General features: G+C 57.2%; 16 protein-coding genes. 7 read left to right on the forward strand and 9 right to left on the reverse strand.

Features of this window, described 5'->3' with window-relative positions; all coding sequences use genetic code 11:
• The first annotated feature begins 11 nt into the window (after positions 1–11).
• Positions 12–1,301, forward strand: coding sequence for a mechanosensitive ion channel family protein (locus tag ACIQYF_RS07105; RefSeq protein ID WP_402858629.1), 1,290 nt, complete (start codon positions 12–14; stop codon positions 1,299–1,301).
• 108 nt (positions 1,302–1,409) lie between these two features.
• Here ACIQYF_RS07105 and ACIQYF_RS07110 read toward each other — a convergent pair whose 3' ends face one another.
• The 3 genes from ACIQYF_RS07110 to ACIQYF_RS07120 all read right to left on the reverse strand — a co-directional run bounded on the left by ACIQYF_RS07110 (position 1,410) and on the right by ACIQYF_RS07120 (position 3,738).
• The gene (locus tag ACIQYF_RS07110) at positions 1,410–1,970 is read right to left on the reverse strand and encodes an RBBP9/YdeN family alpha/beta hydrolase (protein ID WP_402858632.1); all 561 of its coding nucleotides are present in this window, start codon (positions 1,968–1,970) and stop codon (positions 1,410–1,412) included.
• 40 nt (positions 1,971–2,010) lie between these two features.
• Complete coding sequence (locus ACIQYF_RS07115; protein WP_402858635.1) at positions 2,011–2,871, reverse strand: carboxylate/amino acid/amine transporter; 861 nt, start codon at positions 2,869–2,871, stop codon at positions 2,011–2,013.
• 267 nt (positions 2,872–3,138) lie between these two features.
• Positions 3,139–3,738: an FMN-dependent NADH-azoreductase gene (locus ACIQYF_RS07120; protein ID WP_402858638.1), complete on the reverse strand. Its 600-nt coding sequence runs from the start codon at positions 3,736–3,738 to the stop codon at positions 3,139–3,141.
• A 304-nt stretch (positions 3,739–4,042) separates the two neighbouring features.
• Here ACIQYF_RS07120 and ACIQYF_RS07125 point away from each other — a divergent pair, with 304 nt between their 5' ends.
• The 4 genes from ACIQYF_RS07125 to aqpZ all read left to right on the forward strand — a co-directional run bounded on the left by ACIQYF_RS07125 (position 4,043) and on the right by aqpZ (position 8,541).
• On the forward strand, positions 4,043–4,966 hold the full coding sequence (locus ACIQYF_RS07125; RefSeq protein WP_402858641.1) for a LysR family transcriptional regulator: 924 nt from the start codon (positions 4,043–4,045) through the stop codon (positions 4,964–4,966).
• Positions 4,967–5,135: 169 nt separating this feature from the next.
• Positions 5,136–5,723, forward strand: coding sequence for a peptidylprolyl isomerase (locus ACIQYF_RS07130; protein WP_402858644.1), 588 nt, complete (start codon positions 5,136–5,138; stop codon positions 5,721–5,723).
• A gap of 83 nt (positions 5,724–5,806) precedes the next feature.
• Positions 5,807–7,639, forward strand: a complete 1,833-nt coding sequence (locus ACIQYF_RS07135) for an ABC transporter ATP-binding protein (RefSeq protein ID WP_402858647.1) — start codon at positions 5,807–5,809, stop codon at positions 7,637–7,639.
• Between the two features lie 200 nt (positions 7,640–7,839).
• On the forward strand, positions 7,840–8,541 hold the full coding sequence (aqpZ, locus tag ACIQYF_RS07140; RefSeq protein ID WP_402858650.1) for an aquaporin Z: 702 nt from the start codon (positions 7,840–7,842) through the stop codon (positions 8,539–8,541).
• Positions 8,542–8,559: 18 nt separating this feature from the next.
• On the opposite strand, the gene ACIQYF_RS07145 is transcribed toward aqpZ, so the two are convergent.
• Positions 8,560–9,684, reverse strand: a complete 1,125-nt coding sequence (locus ACIQYF_RS07145; protein ID WP_402858653.1) for a GNAT family N-acetyltransferase — start codon at positions 9,682–9,684, stop codon at positions 8,560–8,562.
• A gap of 323 nt (positions 9,685–10,007) precedes the next feature.
• Here ACIQYF_RS07145 and ACIQYF_RS07150 point away from each other — a divergent pair, with 323 nt between their 5' ends.
• Positions 10,008–11,300 (forward strand): putative porin, encoded by a 1,293-nt coding sequence (locus tag ACIQYF_RS07150; protein ID WP_402858656.1) that lies wholly within the window; start codon positions 10,008–10,010, stop codon positions 11,298–11,300.
• A gap of 105 nt (positions 11,301–11,405) precedes the next feature.
• On the opposite strand, the gene ACIQYF_RS07155 is transcribed toward ACIQYF_RS07150, so the two are convergent.
• The 4 genes from ACIQYF_RS07155 to hrpA all read right to left on the reverse strand — a co-directional run bounded on the left by ACIQYF_RS07155 (position 11,406) and on the right by hrpA (position 17,559).
• Positions 11,406–11,636: an anti-sigma factor family protein gene (locus ACIQYF_RS07155; protein ID WP_402858659.1), complete on the reverse strand. Its 231-nt coding sequence runs from the start codon at positions 11,634–11,636 to the stop codon at positions 11,406–11,408.
• Positions 11,630–12,241, reverse strand: coding sequence for an RNA polymerase sigma factor (locus ACIQYF_RS07160; protein ID WP_402858662.1), 612 nt, complete (start codon positions 12,239–12,241; stop codon positions 11,630–11,632). The genes ACIQYF_RS07155 and ACIQYF_RS07160 overlap by 7 nt, the downstream gene beginning before the upstream one ends.
• 138 nt (positions 12,242–12,379) lie before the next feature.
• Positions 12,380–13,501 (reverse strand): beta-ketoacyl-ACP synthase III, encoded by a 1,122-nt coding sequence (locus tag ACIQYF_RS07165; protein ID WP_402858665.1) that lies wholly within the window; start codon positions 13,499–13,501, stop codon positions 12,380–12,382.
• A gap of 146 nt (positions 13,502–13,647) precedes the next feature.
• Positions 13,648–17,559 carry an ATP-dependent RNA helicase HrpA gene (gene hrpA / locus ACIQYF_RS07170; protein WP_402858668.1) on the reverse strand — a complete coding sequence of 1,304 codons (3,912 nt, stop codon included), beginning with the start codon at positions 17,557–17,559 and terminating at the stop codon, positions 13,648–13,650.
• A gap of 179 nt (positions 17,560–17,738) precedes the next feature.
• Between hrpA and ACIQYF_RS07175 the strand changes: the two genes are divergently transcribed.
• Complete coding sequence (locus ACIQYF_RS07175) at positions 17,739–18,620, forward strand: DMT family transporter (protein ID WP_402858671.1); 882 nt, start codon at positions 17,739–17,741, stop codon at positions 18,618–18,620.
• 81 nt (positions 18,621–18,701) lie between these two features.
• On the opposite strand, the gene ACIQYF_RS07180 is transcribed toward ACIQYF_RS07175, so the two are convergent.
• The gene (locus tag ACIQYF_RS07180; RefSeq protein ID WP_402858674.1) at positions 18,702–19,565 is read right to left on the reverse strand and encodes a DMT family transporter; all 864 of its coding nucleotides are present in this window, start codon (positions 19,563–19,565) and stop codon (positions 18,702–18,704) included.
• Positions 19,566–19,614 lie beyond the last annotated feature (49 nt).

Below are 19,614 nucleotides of genomic sequence, written 5' to 3' on the forward strand. Positions count from 1 at the left end.
CGCTTTAACCTATGGATACTCAAACACTCTGGAGCCAACTCGAAAGCCTTTGGGCCAACCTGGATCAACATCCTTGGGTGTCGTCTATTTTCGGCCTGATCATTTTGGTGGGCATCGCCCTGTTCACCGGTTACATCGCACGGATCATTATCTTGCGCGTGACCAAAATGCTCGGCCGTCAGCCAGCCCTGCACTGGATCAACGATTTACGCGAGCACAAAGTCTTTCACCGCCTGGCGCAAATGACGCCTTCTTTGATGGTGCAATTCGGACGCAACCTGGTACCGGACATGAGCGACAACGGTCGTCATTTTCTCGGAAATCTGGCGTTAGCGATCACCATTTTCGTGCTGACGCGGGTCATCAGCTCACTGCTCGACGCCTTGCTCGATATTTACTCACGTACCAACTACGCCAAAACCCGGCCGATCAAGGGCTACATCCAGCTGACAAAAATGCTGCTGTATGTGTTCTCCGCCATCATCATTGTCGCGACCCTGATTGATCGCTCCCCCATGTTGCTGCTGTCAGGCCTGGGGGCGATGTCAGCGGTTATTTTGCTGGTCTACAAAGACACGCTGCTGTCGTTCGTGGCCAGCGTGCAACTGACCAGCAACGACTTGCTGCGGGTCGGTGACTGGATCGAAATGCCTCAGGTCGGCGCAGACGGCGACGTGATTGACATCACCTTGCACACGGTCAAGGTTCAGAACTTCGACAAAACCATTGTTTCGATCCCGACGTGGCGATTGATGTCCGAGTCGTTCAAAAACTGGCGCGGCATGCAGCAGTCGGGTGGGCGCCGGATCAAGCGCAGTTTGTTTATCGATGCAGGGGAAATCGCCTTTTTGACCGATGAACAGGAACAGCGCCTGGAGCAAGTGCGCTTGCTCAAAGACTACCTGTCGCGCAAAAAGGCCGAGCTTAAAAGCTGGAACGAGGCTCAGGGCAATGTTGCTGCGATGTCTGCCAACCGCCGACGCATGACTAACATCGGCACCTTCCGCGCCTACGCACTCGCGTACTTGAAAAGCCATGCCCAGATTCAGCCCAACATGACGTGCATGGTGCGCCAACTGCAAACCACCCCCCAAGGCGTGCCACTAGAGATTTACTGCTTTACCCGCACCACCGTGTGGGATGAGTACGAGCAAATCCAAGGCGACATATTTGACTATCTGTTGTCGGTAATGCCCGAGTTCGGGTTGAGCGTGTATCAACAACCGAGCGGTAATGACTTGCGCAAAGGCTTGCTGAACAAAATCCAGACGCCGCTGGTTGCGTCCCAAGACACTGAGTAAAGGCTTTTGAGGGGGGCACTCCAATAGCCACTGCGGCTGCGAGCGTGCTCGCGATCTTTTGCAGAGCAAAAGATCGCAGCAGGCTCGCACTTACGTACGACCATCGGGTTAGCTGAGTTTGAACTGCGGGTCACCCGTGAGTTTGTGCAGCAACTCGATACCCTCAGGCCAGGCACCCAGCCCACTTTGGCCGTTAATATGCTTGGCGGCCTGCAACCAGACCAACTCACTGCCCCAAGCCTCGCTGAAGGCCGCAGCCCTCTGGGCGCTGACGTAAGGGTCGTCAGTGCTGGCCACTGTAATCGAATCAAAGGGCAATGGGCTCAGGCACATCGGGGTAAAACCCGAAGTCCCAGAAGGATAACTGGGCGCTTCAGTGTCGCTGGGCGCTACCAGCAGCGCCCCGCGAACTCGTTTGGCCGCTTCCGGGTATTGTTGCGACCACGTGGCTATCAGGTTGCACGCCAGGCTATGCCCCACTAAAACAACCGGACGTTCGCTGGAGATGACTTTCTCGTGCAATCGCTGCACCCAGTCTGCGCAGACGGGCGTTTCCCAGTCATGTTGCTTCACCCGTTTCAGCCCGCTGTAGTTTTTCTCCCACAACGTTTGCCAATGATCCTCTCCCGAGTTGCTCAAACCCGGCAAGATCAACACTTTGACAGTCATCCCGGCTCTCCTGTTAGGCGCTAGATAGGTCTGGATGACCTTAGCCCCTCATAGCCCTGCGGTCTAGCCGACTGATCCAGACGGCCAGCAGAATCACCGTACCGCCCAGAAACAACCTTCCCAGCGGTTCGTGCTGGTTCCAGATCAGCAGGTTGAGCAGCAAACCCACCGGCACATGCAGATTGTTCATGACCGCCAGGGTGCCACCGCTGACCAGGCAGGCGCCTTTGTTCCACCAGTACATGCCCAACGCCGTCGACACCAGGCCCAGAAACAACAACACCGCCCATTGCAGGGGCGCATCGGGTAGAAAGTGCGCTTTGCCAAACATCAAAAAAGCCGGCAATACGACCGCTAGTGCGCCGAGGTAAAAGAACCCGAAACGCCGATACTGCGGCAGTTCACTCGGGTAGCGAGCCACCAGATGCTTGTACATCACCTGACCGGCGGCATAGGTGAAGTTGGCCAATTGCAGCAACAGGAAGCCTTTGAAGAAGTCCGGGCTGATGCTGTCGAAGCGAATCACGGCGGCGCCCGATACCGCCACCAGCGCGGCGACCAAGGCCCACGGATTAAAGCGCCGGTTGAGTGCGTCTTCGATCAACGTGACGTGCAGCGGCGTCAAGATGGTGAACAACAGCACTTCAGGCACCGTCAGCACTCTAAAGCTCAAGTACAGGCAGACGTAGGTCACGCCGAACTGCAAGGCGCCAATCAGCAACATACCGCGCATAAAACCGGGCTCGACCTGACGCCAGCGCGTCAGCGGAACAAACACCAGGCCGGCCAACACCACCCGCACCAGCACCGCAAAGTAACTGTCGACATGCCCCGCCAGATACTCGCCAATCAGGCTGAAGGAAAACGCCTGAATCAGCGTCACAAATAACAAATAGCCCATAAATCTCTCGCCCAAATCGTGACTGCTGATGAGCGCAAACGCCTGTCAGCTCAGTTGAATGGACGCGACCTTAGCGGTTTTTTATCGCCCTGCGCTATCTGCCCCTGAGCCGCAGGCAAAAAAAACCCGATCCAGCGCACAGGCTGATCGGGCGATAGCACTCAACGAGAGTGCCAAGGGAGGTTCGATGCGCGAACCGCTTGCTTGAAGGAGCAATGGAGCGAATTAAGCCACGGCGTGATTATCTGTCGATTAACAGGTCATGATTCATGCCACCTCAGAGAGCTTGGCTTTAGCTTGGTTCAAACCTTTTTCCTGAAAGTCACCACCCAGATTCATCCCTTCGGCATGGATGAAGGTCACGTCGTGGATCCCGACAAACGCCAGTACCTGACGCAGATAAGGTTCTTGGTGGTCTGTGGTGCTACCCGCATATATCCCGCCACGAGCAGTCAACACGTATGCTTTCTTGCCGTTCAGAAGACCTTGCGGGCCGGTATCGGTGTATTTGAACGTGACGCCCGCACGCAGAACATGATCCAGCCAGGCCTTAAGCGTGCTGGGGATTGCAAAGTTGTACATGGGGGCCGCCAGCACCAGCACGTCAGCGTTCAACAACTCATCTGTCAGTTCATCGGAGCGCTGCAACGAGGCCTGTTCGGCAGTACTGCGCTGCGTTTCAGGCTTCATCCAGCCGCCCAGCAGGTCGGCGTCCATATGCGGCACCGGGTTCAATGCCAGGTCGCGGACGGTCAAGTGATCAGCCGGATGGGCCGCCTTCCATTGGCCGATGAACTGCTGAGTCAACTGGCGAGAAAACGAACCCTGTAGGCGAGCACTACTTTCAACGATCAGAACATTAGACATGGTAGTTAGGCTCCATCTGAAAATACTGTAAGGCGATGGAGGAAATATTAGAGGGCATTAGATCGATGAAAAAGCGCAAATATCTGCTACAACCCATCTATAAACTTGTTTATTTGTTGAGCAAGGAGTGCGAGGATTCGGGCTTCCCCCGGATTTAAAGCCCCCTTGAAGAGCTGTGGGAGCGGGCTTGCTCGCGGAAGCATCATCGCCGCTTTGCCTGAAAGAGTGAGACGCCTGCATCGCCAGCAAGCCCGCACCCACGTTTGAATATGGCCGCAACGCTTCAACAGCAGAGGAATACAACGTGAAAGCGCCCCGTGTGACCCTTGATCAATGGCGCACCCTGCAAGCCGTCGTCGATCACGGCGGATTTGCCCAGGCGGCCGAAGTCCTGCATCGCTCGCAGTCGTCTGTCAGCTATACCGTGGCGCGCATGCAAGATCAGCTCGGCGTGCCGCTGTTGCGCATCGACGGGCGTAAAGCGGTGCTCACCGAGGCTGGCAATGTATTACTGCGCCGCTCGCGCCAACTGGTGAAGCAGGCCAGCCAGCTCGAAGACCTCGCCCACCACATGGAACAAGGCTGGGAAGCCGAAGTTCGGCTGGTGGTCGATGCCGCCTACCCCAACGCACGACTGGTGCGCGCCTTGACCGCCTTTATGCCGCAAAGCCGCGGCTGTCGCGTGCGCTTGCGAGAAGAGGTACTGTCCGGCGTCGAAGAAGTCCTGCTGGAAGGCGTGGCCGACCTGGCCATCAGCAGCTTCAATATTCCCGGCTATCTGGGCACTGAGTTGAGCCCGGTCGAGTTTGTCGCTGTGGCCCATCCCGACCATGCCTTGCACCGCCTACAACGTGAGTTGCACTTCCAGGACCTTGAAAGCCAACTGCAAGTGGTGATTCGCGACTCGGGTCGCCAGCAACCCCGCGACATGGGCTGGCTCGGCGCCGAGCAGCGCTGGACCGTGGGCAGCCTGGCCACCGCAGCCGCCTTTGTGAGCAGCGGCCTGGGCTTTGCCTGGTTGCCGCGGCACATGATCGAACGCGAACTCAAGGAAGGCATGCTCAAGCCGCTGCCACTGGATCAGGGCGGTAATCGTCACCCTGTGTTTTTCCTGTACGCCAACAAGGACAAACCATTGGGCCCGGCCACGCAGATTCTTGTCGAATTGTTACGTACCTTTGACACGGCGCCGCTGGACGCCGCATTTGCAGCGCCTCAACAGGCGTGAACATGACACGCTGATTTATCACAACGATGGGCAGGAACATCATTCACGAATATCCTGTCCAAGGTTCGCGACCAGCCCGCTGTAGCTGGCCTCATCACACCTCCTCATTCAACACACAGTGCGTGAGCTCACTGACGCCACTGCTTCTACCTCTCAGGATCCCAGACCCATGTTGAAAAAAATTGCCTTTGCCGCCAGCGCTCTTTTCTTCGCTGCCAACCTGATGGCAGCGACACCCGCGGCAAACAAAACTCCCGAAGCAAACAAGGCACCGCATGTGCTGCTGGACACCAGCTTCGGCCAGATCGAAATCGAACTGGACCCGGTCAAGGCACCGATCAGTTCTAAAAACTTTTTGGACTATGTCGACAGCGGCTTTTACAACAACACCATTTTCCACCGGGTAATCCCGGGCTTCATGGCGCAAGGTGGCGGGTTCACCGGGCAGATGGTGCAAAAAACCACACGCGACCCGATCAAGAACGAAGCCAGCAACGGCCTGCATAACGTACGTGGCACCTTGTCGATGGCGCGCACCTCCAATCCAGACTCGGCCACCAGCCAGTTTTTTATCAACGTGGCCGATAACCCGACCCTTGATCCGGGCCGTGACGCCGGTTACGCCGTGTTCGCCAAGGTCGTGAAAGGCATGGACGTGGTGGACAACATCGTCAATACGCAGACCGGCAACAAATCCGGCATGCAGAACGTGCCGCTCGATCCGATCTACATCAAGTCTGCCAAACGCATCGAGTAATGATTCGAATGCTGCAGGGAGCCTGACCGGCCAAGGCCGGTCACACCACTAAAGGAGAGCCCGCGTCGCGGGTGTCAGTGACCATGCTTTATCGTCGTTTTGAACAACTGATCGATATTTTTCGCGAAGCTCCCAGCGCCGCCCCGCCCAATACCGTCTGGGCGTTCTACCTCTACTACCTGCGTCAAGTCTGGCCAATCTTTGCCGCCTTGCTGGTGGTCGGGCTCGTGGCCGCCTTGATTGAAGTCGCGCTGTTCAGCTACCTGAGCACCCTGATTGATCTGGCCCAAGGCACGCCCAACGCCGATTTTTTCAAAATCCACAGCGCCGAGCTGATCTGGATGGCAGTGGTGGCGCTGATCATCCGCCCGGTGTTTTTCGGCCTGCATGACCTGCTCGTGCACCAGACCCTGAGCCCAAGCATGACCAGCATGATCCGCTGGCAGAACCACAGCTATGTGCTCAAACAAAGCCTCAATTTTTTCCAGAACGACTTCGCCGGGCGCATCGCCCAGCGCATCATGCAAACCGGCAACTCACTGCGTGACTCGGCGGTGCAGGCTGTCGATGCCCTGTGGCACGTGCTGATCTACGCCATCAGCTCCCTGGTGCTTTTTGCCGAAGCAGACTGGCGATTGATGATCCCGCTGCTGACCTGGATCGCGCTCTACATCGGAGCGCTGTATTACTTCGTGCCCAGGGTCAAGGAGCGCTCGGTGGTGTCTTCCGATGCCCGCTCAAAATTGATGGGCCGTATCGTCGATGGCTACACCAACATCACCACCCTCAAACTGTTTGCCCACACGAACTTCGAACAACAGTACGCTCGAGAAGCAATCATCGAGCAAACCGAAAAAACCCAACTGGCCAGCCGCGTCGTGACCAGCATGGACGTGACGATTACCACCATGAACGGCCTGTTGATTGTCAGCACCAGCGGCCTCGCACTGTGGCTTTGGAGCCAGTCATTGATCAGTGTGGGCGCCATCGCCCTGGCCACCGGGCTGGTGATCCGCATCGTCAACATGTCCGGCTGGATCATGTGGGTGGTCAACGGTATTTTCGAAAACATCGGCATGGTTCAGGACGGTTTGCAGACCATTGCTCAACCCGTGGCCGTAAATGATCGCGACAACGCTCCACGCCTGAAGGTTGATCGCGGCGAAGTGCGTTTTGAGCACGTAGACTTTCACTACGGCAAACACAGCGGGATCATCAGCGACCTGAATCTGGTGATCAAACCCGGCGAGAAAATCGGCTTGATCGGTCCTTCGGGGGCGGGCAAATCGACACTGGTCAACTTGCTGTTACGCCTTTACGACCTGCAAGGCGGGAAAATTCTGATAGACGGTCAGAATATCGCTGAAGTGACACAAGAAAGCCTGCGCGAGCAAATCGGCATGATCACTCAGGATACGTCTCTGCTGCACCGCTCAATCCGCGACAACTTGCTGTATGGCAAGCCGGACGCCACCGATGAAGAACTCTGGGATGCGGTGCGCAAAGCCCGCGCCGATGAGTTTATCCCGCAGTTGTCAGACGCTCAGGGGCGTACCGGTTTTGATGCACACGTGGGTGAGCGCGGGGTCAAGTTGTCAGGCGGCCAGCGCCAGCGTATCGCCATTGCGCGGGTGCTGCTCAAGAATGCGCCGATCCTGATCATGGACGAGGCCACCTCGGCACTCGACTCCGAAGTCGAAGCGGCGATCCAGGAAAGCCTCGAAACCCTGATGCAAGGCAAAACCGTGATTGCCATCGCCCACCGGCTTTCAACTATCGCCCGCATGGACCGTTTAGTGGTACTCGAAAAAGGCCGGATTGCCGAGAGTGGAAGCCACAGTGAACTGCTCGCCCATGGCGGTTTGTATGCACGGCTCTGGCAACACCAAACGGGTGGATTTGTCGGTCTCGACTGATCCAAAAAGACACCTGTTGTAAACCCCCTGAAACACATCGCAAGAGCCCGGTTTTAAAGGGCTCTAGCGTTTTTTTGGGTGCTGGAAAATCTTCGTTCGCCTGCTGTAATGAAGTAAGGATTCAGATGAATCCTGTCGTCAATTGCAGGATGCGCAATCGCATTTTTTGAACGATAGATTTATCTATCCAGGATCTTTAAATGAACTTGCTCAAACGCTCGGCAACGGAGTTGATCGGCACTTTTTGGTTGGTTCTGGGTGGTTGTGGCAGCGCAGTCCTCGCTGCCGCCTTCCCCCACGTGGGTATTGGATTACTCGGGGTGGCCCTGGCTTTTGGCCTCACCGTGCTCACCATGGCATTCGCTATCGGACACATCTCTGGCTGTCACCTCAACCCTGCCGTGTCGTTTGGGTTGTGGGTGGGCGGCCGTTTTCCTGCTAAAGAATTACCCGCCTACATCGTGGCTCAAGTGTTTGGCGGGATCATTGCTGCCATGCTGCTGTATTTCATTGCCAGCGGTAAACCCGGCTTTGACCTGGCAGCCAGCGGGCTGGCCGCCAACGGTTATGGCGAGCACTCCCCCGGTGGTTACTCCATGCTCGCGGGGCTGGTGTGCGAAGTGGTGATGACCGCGATGTTTATCCTGATCATCATGGGCGCCACCGATAAACGAGCCCCTGCGGGCCTGGCGCCGATTGCCATCGGGCTAGCCTTGACCCTGATTCACCTGATCTCGATTCCAGTCACCAACACCTCAGTCAACCCGGCGCGCAGCACCGGCCCGGCTTTGATTGTGGGCGGCTGGGCGCTTGAGCAGTTGTGGATGTTCTGGCTCGCGCCACTGGTGGGCGCGGCCATTGGTGGCCTGACCTATCGCTGGCTGGGTAAAGAAGACAGTTGAGCGCCAACCCGGCGAGAATCAGGCCTGCCGATAAGGCAGCGCCGTTCTCGCCTCTTGGGCATAGGCCAGCACACCGACCCGCTCACGCTCAAGAAAATCACTGACGGCAGCCTTCAAGCCCGGATGCCGCAGATAGTGCCAAGAGCGTGTAATGACCGGTTCAAAGCCGCGTATCAGTTTGTGCTCACCCTGAGCACCTGCATCAAAACGCTGAATGCCGTGGGCGATAGCGTAATCCATGCCCTGATAAAAACAGGTCTCGAAGTGCAGACGATCGTATTCGGCCAGACAGCCCCAGTAGCGACCATACAGGCTGGCGCCACCGATAAGACTGAACGCCATTGCCACTGGAGTCGAGCCTTGTTTGGCCAGCACCAGACGAATTGACTCGGGCATGCGCTCGGCCAACAGGCTGAAAAAGTCACGCGTCAGGTAGGGCGTTTGCCGCCGCACAGCATAAGTATTGGCGTAGCAGGCATACACAAAATCCCATTGTGCCTCTGTCACCTGCTGCCCTTCGAGCCATTCAAACTCAAAACCTTGCCCAGCCACTTGCTCGCGTTCTTTGCGCATTTGCTTGCGCTTGCGCGAACTCAACGTGTCGAGAAAGTCCTGAAAATCGCGGTACTCACGGTTCTGCCAATGAAACTGGCAACCCAGTCGCTGCAACCAGCCGGGCTGTTGCGCCAACGCTGTGTCCGCCAACGCATCGGTGAAGTTGATGTGCGCACTGGACAGCCCTTCGATCTCCAGATAACCGGGCAATGCTCCCAATAACTCAAGGCCGTCTTCGGCACGGGCCGCCAGCAATCGGGGGCCACAGACCGGGCTGAACGGCACCGCCGTCAACAGTTTGGGGTAGTACTCGATACCGGCCCGCTCACAGGCTTGCGCCCACTCGTGATCGAACACGTACTCGCCGTAGGAATGCCACTTGCGATAACTGGGCAGCGCCGCTTGTAGCTGACCATTTTCGTAATGCAGCAAGTGCTCGGGTTGCCAACCGGAATGCGGGCCAAGGCTGCCACTGTCTTCCAGCGCACTGAGAAAGGCGTGGCGCAAGAAAGGCTGCGCCACTGGCACCAGTGCATCCCATTGTGCAGCCGAGATGGCAGACAAACTGTCCAGTCGTTGTAACGGCATTGATCGCCCCCGAAGCCCTGCATAGAGCGAGCGATGGTATCACCAGACCTCCATTGACCCGTAGCAAAGCTCGTCAATTGCGCTGTCTTGCGATGACTTTTATACCCTGCAAGCGCTCTAGCACGCTGTCACAGACTTGCTATCAACTTGCCACTTTTCTGTCATATCCAGCCGCGATACTAACGCCGCTTCTTAGAAGTCAAGGTTATGAGTGGTCAGCTAGGCAACACGTGAGCGGCACATTCAAACCCCTTATTAGCGAGCCCATCAAGGGCCGATTGTTCATGGGATGGCTAGGGCCATTTCACTACTGGGAGATTCATATGCGTCTTGTTTCTACACGGGTTGCGGCGGGACTGTGTGGCGGGTTGGTGTTGGCCATGAGTGTTCCAGCGAGCGCTGGCGTTGATGCAAAACTGCTTGAAATGCTCAAAGCGAACGGCTCTATTTCACCGGCCCAATATGCCGAATTGCAGACCGAGTTGACCAGCGAGAAACAAGCTCAGCAAGAAGCGGCCTCAGATCAGGTCAAGAAATCCGATCTCTCTGCCTTTGAGCAAAAAGTGGCATGGGCTGCCAAAACCGAGCTTAAAGGTGACGTCCGCGTCCGCCAGGAAACTGTCAAAATCGACGGCGAATCTGACGGCAAAAACAAGGACCGCCAACGTATTCGTGCTCGCTTGGGCGCTTACACCGAAATCGATCCACAAGTGAACACCGGTATTCGTATCGCCACTGGCGGCAGCGACGATGCACGGTCCACCAACCAAGACCTCGACAACTACTTCGACAAGAAGCAGCTGTGGCTGGACATGGCTTACATCGACTACCACCCGACTGCAGTCAAGAACCTGCATCTGGTCGGCGGCAAGATGCCACAACAATGGGTCAGCATGGGCGACGTGATCTGGGATAGCGACATCAACCCAGAAGGTCTGTCCGCATCCTACAAGACCAACCTGGGCAACAGCGGCGTCGAGATGTTCGGCAGCGCCGGTTACTACACCCTCAAAGACAACGTGAACGGCGAGGGTGTGCAGTTCAAAAACGACTTGAGCCTGTACGCTGGCCAATTGGGCGCTCGTTTCGCACCGACCGACAGCCTGAAAGTCACCTTGGGCGGTAGCGTTTACGACTACCACAACGACGAAGACAGCACCTGCCCTACCACCGGGACCAAGACCACGCCTTGCGCCCTGGCAGTCAACGGCAACAGCACCAGCAAGTTCCGTCTGTACGAAGGTTTCGGTCAACTCGACATCGCCAACCTGCCAGTCCCACTGTCGCTGTACGGCCAATATGTACATAACGCCGCGACCGACAGCGATCAGGACGATGCCTGGCTGGTGGGTTTCAAGAGCAAGCTCAACGCTTTCAGCCTGGACTACAACTACCGCGATACTCAGCGTAACGCAGTGGTCGGTGCCTTCACCGACTCTGACTTCGCTAACGGTACTACCGGCTCACGCGGTCACAAAGTCAAAGTGGGTTACGAAATCGACAAAAACTTCGGTGTCGGCGTAACGTACTTCTTGACCAAAGCTGACTACGCAACGTCCACCCAGAAAGATGCAAGCACCAACACGCTGCAACTGGACGTAGAAGCCAAGTTCTAAGCACCGTTTCACGCAGCAAACAGAACGCTGAAATCATTCAGCGTTTTGTGTCCTAAATGCAGAGCGTGGATGGCGTCGGCCCCCCTTCACATCCACTGGCGGTATTCACGCTCCTGCCCTAGCACTCATCATTCGTGCAACCGTCGCCTCCAAGTCACTGGGTAACGGTTCGGGCAGCGCCTTCAACGTTGCTCCCATCAAACGCATCTGCCTGATAAAGCGCCGACAATTGGGGCATAACATCAGGTGATGACGCGCCTGCAAACGCTCACGAACACTCAATTGCCCGTCCAGTTGGTCACTTGCTCGTGCAACGTATTGCTTGCAGCTCAACATTCGCCGGTCTCCTGGAAATGCTCAACAGTCGCAAACACTTTAAGCCGGGCACGGTGCACCAGCACTCGAGCATTTGAGAGCGAAATGTCGAGAAGATTACAAATCTGTTCCAGCTCCAGCCCCTGACGCTCGCGCAATACCAGCACTGAGCTTTGCAACTCAGGCAGGTTGAGCAAGGTGCGCTCAAGGCACTCACGCAATTCGTCTTCGGTCAGTAACGCTTCTGGCGTGTCGTGGTGCCAGGCAGAGGGCGCCAGCAGCCAGTGGCCATCGCCGCCAAAACGATCATCATCGATCGCGCCGTGCGGTGACGGCAAATCGTCGAGCAAGACTTCTCGGCGGTTGCGTTTGAGACAGCTTTTGGCGGCGTTGGCGGTGATGGTCAACAGCCAGGTTTTCAGACTCGAACGCCCCTCAAACCCGGACAGGTGGCGCACCACTGAAAGCCAGGCATCCTGCACGGCCTCATCGGCATGGCGACTGCCGACAATCGCATACGCCACGGCGCGCATAGCGCCCTGATAGGTGCTGACCAAGAGCCGAAAAGCCTGCTGCTCACCCGCGAGCAGGCGCTGGAGTAATTCAGCGTCGTCAGCAGCAGCCATTCACGCTCCCGAATCAGAAACAACTGCCCCTGTGAGGGCGGGTTTGCTCTCGATGCAAACAGCGCAGTGTTTCAGAACGACTGCGTTGCCTGAATTGCGGGCAAGCCCGCTCCCACAGAGTGTCGTGTGTGCGGCAGTTTAGCGTTTGCGCAGGATCACACTGCCAATCGAGTAGCCGGCACCGAACGAGCTGAGCACCGCCAGCGAACCACTGGCCAGGTCATCCTGGTATGTGTGGAAGGCAATGACCGAACCTGCCGAACTGGTGTTGGCGTAGGTGTCGAGAATCACCGGGGCTTCTTCGACCGAGGCTTCACGGCCCAGCAGACGCTTGACGATCAGGTGGTTCATGCTCAGGTTGGCCTGGTGCAACCAGAAGCGTTTTACCTCAGTCACGTTCAACTGGTTTTCTTCCAGGTGCTGACCGATCAGTTCAGCCACCATCGGGCATACATCACGGAAGACCTTGCGACCTTCCTGGACGAACAGTTTGTCCGGGCTGTCCGGGTTTTCATCGGACGCGCGATTGAGAAAACCGAAGTTATTGCGGATGTTGTTCGAGAACGTGGTCAGCAGTTTGGTGCTGACGATGTCGAACTGGTGCTCGGAGGTCGCCAGGTCTGCGCGCTCCACAATGACCGCGGTGGCGGCATCGCCAAAAATAAAGTGGCTATCGCGGTCACGGAAGTTCAAGTGACCGGTGCACACTTCCGGGCTAACCAGCAGCACCGCGCGCGCCTGGCCCAGCTGTACGCTGTTGCTGGCAGTCTGAATACCGAAAGTGGCCGAAGAACAGGCCACGTTCATGTCAAAACCAAAACCTTGAATACCCAGCGCGTGCTGTACTTCGATGGCGATTGCCGGGTACGGGCGTTGCAGGTTGGAACAGGCAACGATGACGCCGTCGATGTCGGCAGCGGTCTTGCCCGCACGCTCCAGCGCCTGCTTGGCCGCGCCGACAGCCATTTCGCAAAGCACCGACATTTCGTCATTGGAGCGCTCAGGCAAACGCGGGCGCATGCGTTGCGGGTCAAGAATGCCGTCCTTGTCCATCACAAAGCGGCTTTTGATACCTGAAGCTTTTTCGATAAAAGGAGCGCTGGATTCGGCCAGAGGCTCGACATCACCGGCCTCGATGGCAGCAGCGTTGTCGGTGTTGAACTGTTGTACATACGCGTTGAAAGACTGCACCAACTCTTCGTTGGAAATACTGTTGGCCGGGGTGTACAGGCCAGTACCACTGATGACGACGTTATACACGGTCGTTCCTCTTATTCTGTTCAAGCAGAAAATAGTCGTGTCAGGTATTTATAGCCGCGAAGTTTGCCATAAAAGGCAACATGTGGGAGCGGGCTTGCTCGCGATAGCATCATCTCAGTGCGTCAGGCGCACCGAGATGATGTTATTCAAGCGTCCACCTGACTCCATTGCTTGCTTAGCCGCTTGTCCGAAATCGGCACTTTGGTGCCCAGTTGCTGACCGAACAACGACACGCGGTATTCCTCCAGCCACCAGCGGTATAGCTCAAGTTGCGGGTCGCGTTTGCCTTCTTGTGTGTGTTTGGCAGCACGGGCCTGATACTGCGCCCATAAACCACTCAGCTCACCGCTCCAGACCCGGTCTTTCTGCACCTGGCTCGGGAGTTTTTCAAGGCGCATTTCAATCGCCTTGAGGTAACGCGGCAGCTCTTTGAGCCACACCGCTGGCGTTTCACGCACAAAGCCCGGATACACCAAATGGCTCAGTTGCTGTTTGATGTCGTTCAAGGCCACGGCCTGTGCCAGGTCAATCTTGCCCTTGAAGCGTTTTTGCAAACCGTGCCACAGCTTGAGGATGTCCAGCGTCAGTTTAGCCAGCTTTTGCGCGTGCTCAGTCCAGTCCCCGCGCTTGCGCTCGGCCAGCGATGCCAGACCTGCACCATCACGCGGCAACACGGGTTCACCTTCGAGGATGCAGCTGTCGAGGCTGGCCAGCAGAATGTCTTCAACCAGGCTCTCGACTCGACCCAACTCGCGGTACAACAAGCCCAGCTCAGTCAGCCCCGGCAACTTGCCGCGCAAGAACTTGGCCGACTCGGCCAATTGTTGCACCAGCAAACGCTGCAAGGCACGCCGATGCTGGTATTGCGCTTCGGCTGGTGTCGAGAAGCGCCCTTCCTTGACGCTGTTGCCCTCTTCTACCAGCGCCGGGTAGACCGTCATCGACAGTCCAGCGATCTTTTGCTGGGTTTTTTCAGCCACCGGCGCAAACACCTTGGCTTCAACCGGCTGTTGGCTTTTCGCCGTTTGCGGGACCGCCAGGGCGGCCTGACTGGCTTGCGCAAAGCGCGCCGTCAATTCGGCCAGGTCGCGGCCCTCGCCGAGGAACTTGCCCTCGCCGTCAACCACTTCGAGGTTCATCTTCAGATGACTCTCGACCTGCTGCGCAGCCTCGGTCCACGCCTCATCACTGACCCGCACACCGGTCATGCGCAACAGCTCGCGCCCCAGCGCCTGCGGCAACGAGCCTTCAGCAAATTCCATACGTTGCAGGGCGGCTTTGACAAAGTCGGGCACTGGCACAAAGTTTTTGCGCAACGCCTTGGGCAAGCTGCGCACCAGCGCAATACACTTGGCTTCGATCATGCCCGGTACCAGCCACTCCAAGCGCTCAGGCGCCAGCACCGGCAACAACGGTGCAGGCACTTTGACCGTCACCCCGTCTCGTGGGTGGTTAGGCTCAAAGTGATAACTGAGCTCCAGGGTCAAATCCCCCAGGTGCAGGGTGTCCGGATAATGCTTGGCGGTGATTTCGGTGGCTTCGCGCGCCAGCACGTCTTCTTCGCGCATGATCAGCAATTGCGGGTCTTTCTGACTATTGACCCGATACCAGCTGTCAAAGGTCGCAGTCTGATGAATCTCGGCCGGCAGGCGTGCGTCATAAAACGCATAGAGGGTTTCTTCGTCCGCCAGAATGTCGCGACGACGCGCCTTGGCCTCCAGCTCATCGAGCTGTTCGAGCAATTGCGCATTGGCCGTCAGGCACTTGGCCCGCGACTGAATCTCGCCGCGCACCAGCGCTTCACGGATAAACAATTCACGCGACAGCACCGGGTCAATCGGCCCGTAATGCACGGCACGGCGACCGACCACGATCAACCCGAACAAAGTGATCTGCTCATAAGCCACCACTTGCCCGCGCTTCTTCTCCCAGTGCGGTTCAAAGTGGTTCTTTTTGATCAGGTGCCCGGCCAGCGGCTCGATCCAGTCCGGTTCAATCTTGGCCACCATCCGCGCATACAGCTTGGTGGTCTCAACCAGTTCAGCGGTCATCAACCATTGCGGGCGCTTTTTACCCAGCCCTGAGGCGGGGTGAATCCAGAACCGGCGCTGACGCGCGCCCAGGTAGTCGCCGTCTTCGGTCTTTTGTCCGATTTGACTCAGCAAGCCCGACAACACCGCCTTGTGCAGTTTTGGATAGTCAGCCGGGTCTTTGTTGATCGTGAGTTGCAGGTCGCGGCAGATCAAACTCAACTGACGGTGAGAATCACGCCACTCACGCAACCGGAGATAGTTCAGGAAGTTCTTTCGGCACCAGTTACGCAACGGGCTCGCCGTCAACGCCTGGCGCTGCTCTTCAAAACCGCGCCATACGTTGATCAGGGCAGCGAAGTCTGAGTCGACATCTTTCCATTGCGCGTGGGCCTGATCCGCAGCCTGCTGACGCTCGGGCGGACGTTCACGCGGGTCTTGCACCGACATCGCACTGGCGACGATCAATACTTCCTGCAAACTGCCAAGCTTGGCCGCTTCCAGCAACATGCGGCCCATGCGCGGATCGACCGGCAAGCGTGCCAATTGGCGACCCAGCGGCGTCAGCTGGTTCTCGCGGTTAACCGCCGACAGCTCTTGCAGCAGGTTGAAACCGTCGGTGATGGCCTTGCCATCCGGCGGCTCGATAAACGGAAACGCGGTAATTTCACCCAGACGCAGGTGCAGCATCTGCAAGATAACAGCCGCCAAGTTAGTACGCAGAATCTCTGGATCCGTGAATTCCGGGCGCCCGTTAAAGTCTTCCTCGGCGTACAAACGCACGCAAATCCCCGGTTCAACCCGACCGCAACGACCTTTACGCTGATTGGCGCTGGCTTGGGAAATGGCTTCAATCGGCAGGCGCTGCACCTTGGCCCGATAGCTGTAGCGACTGATGCGCGCAGTACCGCTGTCGATCACGTAGCGGATGCCCGGTACGGTCAGCGACGTTTCAGCGACGTTAGTCGCCAGCACCACACGCCGCCCAGGATGCGACTGGAAAATCCGTTGCTGCTCAGCCGGTGACAGCCGGGCGTACAACGGCAGGATTTCGGTGTGCTTGAGTTGCGCCTTGCGCAGCATATCGGCGGCATCGCGAATTTCGCGCTCGCCGGGCAAGAACACCAACACGTCGCCGGGACTTTTGCGCTCGCTGCGTTCAAAGGCCGCGATCTCATCGAGGGTGGCGATGATCGCCTGATCGACGCTCAAATCCTCTTCGACGCTGTTGCCCTCTTCGTCCTGCTCGGACGTCAGCGGGCGATACCAGGTTTCGACCGGGAAGGTGCGGCCTGACACTTCAACAATCGGCGCATCGTTGAAATGCTTGGAGAAGCGTTCCAGGTCGATGGTGGCCGAGGTGATGATGACTTTCAGGTCTGGACGACGTGGCAGCAGAATTTTCAGGTAACCCAACAGGAAATCGATGTTCAGGCTGCGCTCATGCGCTTCGTCGACGATGATCGTGTCATAACGTTCAAGGTAACGGTCGTGCTGGGTTTCGGCCAGCAAAATGCCATCGGTCATCAGCTTGATCAGGGTGTTGGAATCGCTCTGATCCTCGAACCGCACCTGATACCCGACCAGAGCCCCCAGCGGCGTACCCAGCTCTTCGGCAACCCGACTGGCCACACTGCGCGCAGCGATCCGGCGCGGCTGGGTGTGGCCGATCAAGCCCTGTTGGCCACGGCCAATTTCGAGGCAGATTTTCGGTAACTGCGTGGTTTTACCCGAACCGGTTTCACCGGCCAGAATCAACACCTGATGTTTGAGCAACGCTGCCTTGATCTCGTCGCGCTTGGCGGCAATCGGCAGGCTTTCGTCATAACGAATCAGCGGCACGCTGGCCGCCCGCGCACTGACTTGCGCGCACGACGCCTGCACCCGCTCGGCCCACGCCGCCAGCTTGGCGTCATCAGGCTTTTTGCGCAGCTCATGCAACTGCCGACGCAGCTTGTGCCGGTCGGCAATCATGGCTTGATCGAGGTTTTTCAACAATTGGTCGATAGCAGGCGATTCGTCAGTCATCAGGTGCGCAAAAGTCTTCGTAAATGCAGGAGGCGGATTGTCGCAGATTTGGGCGCTACAGACACAGGGATAACAGTGGGCGCGAGCCCGCCAGCGATGGGACTGTTGGCAGGCGTAGCCATTGCCTTGCGCGCTGCATCCCCTACACTGCGCGCCTCAATCCTTGTAAGGAAACATTCGTGAGACCCGTCGATATTGTACGCATGCTGTCGCTGGCCGGAATGTGGGGCGCCAGCTTTCTGTTTATGCGCATTATCGCGCCAGCACTTGGGGCAATTCCCACGGCATTTTTCCGGGTGTCGATTGCGGCCATCGGCTTGCTGGTGATCTTGGCGCTGATGCGCGTGAAGTGGAACTTCGAAGGCAAGCTCAAGGCGGTGTTGATACTGGGGGTGATCAACTCAGGGTTGCCGGCCACCCTGTATTCGGTGGCGGCCCAAGTATTGCCAGCCGGTTATTCAGCCATTTTTAATGCAACCACACCGTTGATGGGTGTGTTGATCGGGGGGCTGTTTTTCAGTGAAAAGCTGAGCCCGAACAAATTGGCCGGGGTGTTTCTGGGGTTGTTCGGCGTCGCGGTGTTAACGCGTGCCGGGCCAATGGCCTTTGACAAAGACTTGCTCGTAGGCGCCTTCGCCTGCTTACTGGCCACCACCAGCTATGGTTTTGCCGGCTTTTTGGCACGCCGCTGGCTGGATCAGCAAGGCGGCCTTGACCCGCGTCTCTCAGCGTTGGGCAGCATGCTGGGCGCCACGTTATTTCTACTACCGCTGTTTGCGATCAGCCTGATCCATCAGCCGCCTGCTGATTGGGGGGGTGCCAGCGTGTGGTTGTCGTTGCTGGGGCTAGGACTGGTGTGTACGGCATTCGCCTATATCCTGTTCTTCCGCTTGCTGACCAGCATAGGCCCGGTTAAATCCATGACAGTGACCTTTATGATTCCGCCGTTTGGCGTGTTGTGGGGCGCGCTGTTTTTGGGTGAGCCGCTTTCAATGGCGCATGTGTATGGCGGATTGCTGATTGCCATGGCGGTGTGGCTGGTGCTCAAGCCGGCAAAATGAAGATACCTTGCGGGAGCACGCTCGCCTCGCGATCTTTTAAAGGATCAAAAGATCGCGAGGCAGCGTGCTCCTGAAAGGTTGCTAGGCGGGTTTACGGAACACGAACACCAGGCCAATGATGATCAGCGCCATCCCCAGCAAGCTCAGCGCAGCCAGTTTATTGCCGAAAATCAGGTAGTCCATGATCGCCGTTACCGCAGGCACCAGGTAAAACAGGCTGGTGACGTTGACCAGATTGCCTTTCGAAATCATCCGGTACAGCAACAAGGTCGCCAGCACCGATACGACTAACCCCATCCACAACACCGGCACTGCAAAGCCTGCGCTGTGTTCGAAGTGAAACGGTTGAAACGGCACAAACAACGCACACAGCAGCAACCCGGCAAGGTATTGCAAAGGCAGCGTGCCAAGTGGGTTTTGGGTAATGCGTTTCTGCATCAGGGTGCCCGCCGTCATGCTGGCCAGCGCCAGCAACGCGTAAAGGATGCCGATCCATGACAAACCCGCCAGACCAATGCCCTGATACACCACCAGAATCAACCCGGTTAGCCCCAACCCTAAACCCAGGGAGCGACTGAATGAATGGCGGCGCTCCATGATCACGGCGGTCAAAATCGGCTGCACGCCCATCACTGTCGCCATGACGCCGGGTGTCACTTTCAGGTCCAGTGCCAGCAGATAAAAGATCTGATAGGCGCCCAACAACACCATCCCGGTGGCCAGCGCATAACCCATCGCTTTGCGGCCACGGGGCATCTGGAACTTCATCAGCGGGATCAACAGCACCAACGCCAATAGAGCAATAGCAAAGCGAATCAACAGAAAGGCAAAGGGCGAAGCATGGGCTAAGCCCCATTTAGAGAAAATCGCACCGCTGCTCCACAGCAAAACGAACAGGCTCGTAGAAACAGCCGCCAGCGCGGATTCTTTAGAAATCGAAAACATGAGAAACACCTGTCATCAGGCAAAAAAAGCCAACTCAGCCGAAACTGAA

The organism is Pseudomonas sp. NPDC096917, assembly GCF_044762555.1.
Classification (GTDB): Bacteria; Pseudomonadota; Gammaproteobacteria; order Pseudomonadales; family Pseudomonadaceae; genus Aquipseudomonas.

Bases quoted from the DNA above. Each gene is read 5' to 3' on its own strand.
- ACIQYF_RS07105 (WP_402858629.1), top strand. From the start codon at position 12: ATGGATACTCAAACACTCTGGAGCCAACTCGAAAGCCTTTGGGCCAAC.
- ACIQYF_RS07110 (WP_402858632.1), bottom strand. From the start codon at position 1,970: ATGACTGTCAAAGTGTTGATCTTGCCGGGTTTGAGCAACTCGGGAGAG.
- ACIQYF_RS07115 (WP_402858635.1), bottom strand. From the start codon at position 2,871: ATGGGCTATTTGTTATTTGTGACGCTGATTCAGGCGTTTTCCTTCAGC.
- ACIQYF_RS07120 (WP_402858638.1), bottom strand. From the start codon at position 3,738: ATGTCTAATGTTCTGATCGTTGAAAGTAGTGCTCGCCTACAGGGTTCG.
- ACIQYF_RS07130 (WP_402858644.1), top strand. From the start codon at position 5,136: ATGTTGAAAAAAATTGCCTTTGCCGCCAGCGCTCTTTTCTTCGCTGCC.
- ACIQYF_RS07135 (WP_402858647.1), top strand. From the start codon at position 5,807: ATGCTTTATCGTCGTTTTGAACAACTGATCGATATTTTTCGCGAAGCT.
- aqpZ (WP_402858650.1), top strand. From the start codon at position 7,840: ATGAACTTGCTCAAACGCTCGGCAACGGAGTTGATCGGCACTTTTTGG.
- ACIQYF_RS07145 (WP_402858653.1), bottom strand. From the start codon at position 9,684: ATGCCGTTACAACGACTGGACAGTTTGTCTGCCATCTCGGCTGCACAA.
- ACIQYF_RS07150 (WP_402858656.1), top strand. From the start codon at position 10,008: ATGCGTCTTGTTTCTACACGGGTTGCGGCGGGACTGTGTGGCGGGTTG.
- ACIQYF_RS07155 (WP_402858659.1), bottom strand. From the start codon at position 11,636: ATGTTGAGCTGCAAGCAATACGTTGCACGAGCAAGTGACCAACTGGAC.
- ACIQYF_RS07160 (WP_402858662.1), bottom strand. From the start codon at position 12,241: ATGGCTGCTGCTGACGACGCTGAATTACTCCAGCGCCTGCTCGCGGGT.
- hrpA (WP_402858668.1), bottom strand. From the start codon at position 17,559: ATGACTGACGAATCGCCTGCTATCGACCAATTGTTGAAAAACCTCGAT.
- ACIQYF_RS07180 (WP_402858674.1), bottom strand. From the start codon at position 19,565: ATGTTTTCGATTTCTAAAGAATCCGCGCTGGCGGCTGTTTCTACGAGC.